Origin of the sequence: Oscillibacter sp. CU971 (assembly GCF_905219725.1) — a bacterium.
Lineage (GTDB): Bacteria > Bacillota > Clostridia > Oscillospirales > Oscillospiraceae > Oscillibacter.
On record NZ_CAJMXG010000252.1, the window covers coordinates 1 to 3867 of the forward strand.

Annotated in this window: 4 protein-coding genes and 1 pseudogene; 3 read left to right on the forward strand and 2 right to left on the reverse strand. The window is 58.5% G+C overall.

The window, feature by feature from the left end:
• The 3 genes from JX325_RS13510 to JX325_RS13520 all read left to right on the forward strand — a co-directional run.
• On the forward strand, positions 1-282 hold a 282-nt coding region (locus tag JX325_RS13510; protein ID WP_204791624.1), incomplete at its 5' end, for a hypothetical protein.
• A gap of 65 nt (positions 283-347) precedes the next feature.
• Positions 348-872, forward strand: a complete 525-nt coding sequence (locus JX325_RS13515) for a hypothetical protein (RefSeq protein WP_204791625.1) — start codon at positions 348-350, stop codon at positions 870-872.
• Complete coding sequence (locus JX325_RS13520; RefSeq protein ID WP_204791626.1) at positions 865-2703, forward strand: VirB4 family type IV secretion system protein; 1839 nt, start codon at positions 865-867, stop codon at positions 2701-2703. The genes JX325_RS13515 and JX325_RS13520 overlap by 8 nt, the downstream gene beginning before the upstream one ends.
• A gap of 1 nt (position 2704) precedes the next feature.
• Here JX325_RS13520 and JX325_RS13525 read toward each other — a convergent pair whose 3' ends face one another.
• Entirely contained in the window at positions 2705-3100 is a 396-nt protein-coding gene (locus JX325_RS13525; protein ID WP_016323214.1) for a hypothetical protein, read from the reverse strand.
• Positions 3093-3770 (reverse strand): annotated as a pseudogene (locus JX325_RS13530) (DNA methylase); the annotation flags it as partial. The pseudogene JX325_RS13530 and the gene JX325_RS13525, both read right to left, overlap by 8 nt.
• Positions 3771-3867 lie beyond the last annotated feature (97 nt).

Sequence of the window (3867 nt, forward strand, 5' to 3'; positions counted from 1 at the left end):
CGCGGTTCGCTTTACTATTTCGGCGGAGAGGACGGAATCTATATCCGAATCCAGCCGGGAGGGGAACTCTCTGTTGGAACCTATAAGGGGGCGTTTCCTCATATCGGAGAAGCACTCTTTACCCGGAAAGCGGTCATGGACTGCGGTGACTTCAACCGGGCGTTTCAGAAAGCGGCACAACTGGGAGGCCGGCAGTTTTTGCAGGATATGTTTTCCAGCAAGCCTTCCCAGGAGTTTATTGAAATTCCTGCACCTCCCGGTATGGGAATGCAGATGATGTAGGAGGTATCCACTNGAACCGAAAACAGAAAAAAGANCTGCGGCGNCATCTGTCCACCCGGCAGCTCATGGGGATTGACCAGCTCACCGATCACGGCCTGAAGACGGCCAGAGGTGAGCTGGTTTTTTATCTGGTCAGCCCGGACAACCTCTCCGTCCTGTCCGCCGAGGGGGTCCGGGGCCGCGTCCGNGCCCTGACGGAGCTGCTGCGGGGTATGGAAGCAGTGGAGCTGCTGGCCCTGGATTCCCGCGAATCCTTCCAGAGCAACAAGCACCACTATCAGGCCCGGCTGGAGCAGGAGGATCTCCCCGCCCTGCGGGAGCTGCTCCGGCAGGACATGNGCCACCTGGACGAGATCCAGTCCACCACCGCCTCGGCGCGGGAGTTCGCCCTCGTCTACCGCAGGGAGGAAAAGTCCACCGAGGACGCCGGACACCTGAAGCAGATCGAGAAGCGCGTNCGNNACTGCGGCTTTCACGTCCGCATGGCGGAGGAGCAGGACATGATGCGTCTGCTGGCGGTGTACTACCAGCAGGACGTGACCACGGAGCANTTTGACCGCTTTGACGGGGAAAGGAGCGCCAATGGCTAAAAAGCAGATAAAAAGGAAGAAAAAAGCAACATTAAAACCGGAAGCTGTACCGCCCAAGGACTTCCTGGACATGATCGCCCCCGCCGCCGTGAAGTTCAACACGGACAGCTATATCCTGGGCGGTGCGTATCACTGCACCCTGGCCCTGCGCGGATACCCCACCAGCACCGAGGGACTGGCCCTGCTGCGGCATCTGGGCGAGAAAAGCGGCGTCACTCTGCGGATCTACACCCGCCAGGTCACGCCGACCGAGGAGAACGCCATCCTCCACAACGCCACCAATAAGAGCAGGATGGAGCGCGGCAACACCAACGACATGAAACAGAGTATTACGGCGGAGGCCAACCTCCAGGACGTGGCCGCTCTCATCACCACCATGCACCGCAACCGGGAGCCGCTGGTACACTGCGCCGTGTTTATCGAACTCTCCGCCAGGGACTCGGATAGTCTCCGCACCCTTCGGGACGATGTGACCGCCGAGCTGACCCGCTCCAAGCTGAACGCCGACCGTGTCCTCCTCCGCCAGCGGGAGGGCTTCCTCGCCTCCAACCCCGCCGGCAGCAACGTCTTCGGCTCCCTCTATGAACGGGTATTGCCCGCCTCCAGCGTGGCGAACCTCTTCCCCTTCAACTACTCCGGCAAGAACGATCCCAACGGCTTCTATGTGGGCCGGGACCGCTACGGCTCCAACATCATCGTAGACCTGGACCGCCGCGCCGAGGACAAGACTACCGCCAGCGTCCTCATCTTGGGCAACTCCGGCCAGGGCAAGAGCTACCTGCTGAAGCTCCTTCTCTGCAATATCCTGGAGAGCGGCAAGTCCGCTCTCTGCCTCGATCCTGAGCATGAGCTCATCGACCTGTGCGCCAACCTGGGCGGCTGCTTCGCTGATCTCATGAGCGGGCAGTACATCATCAACCCCCTGGAACCCAAGCTGTGGGATACCGATGGTGAGGACGATCCGGAAGCACCAGCCGCCTTCCGGCAGCGGACGCGCCTGAGCCAGCACATCTCCTTCCTCAAGGACTTTTTCCGGGCCTATAAGGATTTCAGTGACCGCCACATCGACACCATCGAGCTGATGCTGGAACGGCTGTACAGGAAGTGGGGACTCAACAATCACACGGATTTCCAGTCCATGCGGCCCAATGATTTCCCCATCCTCTCCGACCTCTACGATGTGATCGAGGACGCCTACCAGCACTATGACAGAGAGGAAAACCCGCTGTACCCGCGGGAACTGCTGCAGGAAGTCCTGCTGGGCCTCCACTCCATGTGCCGGGGCGCTGAAAGCAAGTTCTTCAACGGCCACACCAACATCACGTCCAGCCGCTTCCTGGTCTTCGGCGTGAAGGGTCTCCTCCAGGCCAGCCGGAACGTCAAGGACGCCATGCTCTTCAATGTCCTGTCCTACCTCAGCGACAAACTGCTGACCGAGGGAAACACCGTGGCCACGCTGGACGAGCTGTACATCTGGCTTTCCAACGTGACCACCATTGAGTATATCCGCAACACCCTCAAGCGGGTGCGGAAGAAAGAATCCGCCCTCATTCTGGCCTCGCAGAACCTCGAGGACTTTGACGTAGACGGCATCCGGGAGCTGACCCGGCCTCTCTTCGCCATCCCCACCCACCAGTTCCTCTTCAACGCCGGCAGTGTGGATAAGCGGTTCTATATGGACAACCTCCAGCTGGAGGAGTCCGAATTTGAGCTGATCCGCTACCCCCAGCGGGGCGTCTGCCTCTATAAGTGCGGCAATGAGCGGTATCTCCTGGAAGTCCACGCCCCGCCCCATAAGGCGGAGCTGTTTGGGAAGGCAGGCGGACGGTAAGTCACTGGATATCCAGAATGTTCTCGATCACGATCCGCTCTCCTCCCATCATGATCAGAGCGCCCGCATAATCATCAAGTTTCTTTAATTGGCCGGTGGTGGTGACGTATGCGCCCCCGGTTTTCTTTTGGTCCGGACGAAACCAGGTCACAGTGATCTGCGGCTTGGAGGAAATCCTGTCTGCCAGGCTTTGCAGCTTCCTATCCAGAATGGACTTCTCATCCTCCGTCAATTCGGGCCGCTCATCGGTCAGCCGGGCCGTCTCCTGGACAGCGTCCTCATAGCCGGTCAGGGCCCGGAAGGGCTGGAACTGCGCCGCCCGGTCGATCATTGGCATCTGAGGGCGGGTGGAGGAGACGTGGTGCGGCAGGTTGATGATATCGTCATATCTACCCACTGCGATGCCCTCCAATCGTGCGATTGCGTTCCTTGGCTGTCGCGCCCTCTTCCAGATTCATGCCTTTGAGAATGGCGTTTTTCCCAAATCGCTTCTTGATGTCCAGCACCGTCCTCTGCACCTTCTTCTCCCGCTCCAGATCAGCTGTCTCCTTAGCCCGCTTCTCCTCAATAGCGTGATAGTCAGTGAAGAAATCCATCTGTTCAAAGGCTTTCTTATCTGGCGCGGAGTTCTCGTCCGAAACGCGGGTGGCCGTGAGATAAAGCCGGCGCACCAGCAAGCTCCGGTCAATGATCCGGTCAAACAGTTCCAGAGCGGCAGTGATGATGCGCCTGGTGGAAGCGGTGTACTCCTCCAGATTGGTGGTGCCGTGGGCATGCTTGGGGACGGCCCTGCCGTAGCGGTCTCTGATCACTTCCCCTTTATACCCGCGGCCTTTCAGATTTTCAATATCATAGCCCACTGTCAGTACCAACTGGTCTGTGACCAGGCTTTTGTCCACCAGATCCAGCGCCAGCTGATCCGCCATCTCCCGCACCACCAGCCGGGCCTTGTCATAACCGTAAGGACATTGCAAAACCTGCCCGGAGCCGATGCTCTTGGACTCCGGCGTGTATGCTTTGATGTCCGCCATTGTGACTGGTTCCCAGCCCCAGGCATGGTCAATCAATTATGTGAAAATTCACATAATTGATTTTATGCGAACCCTGCATTTATGCGAACTTATTTGCAAGAAACCATTGGCAGATCGTGGTTTCAAGCACAAT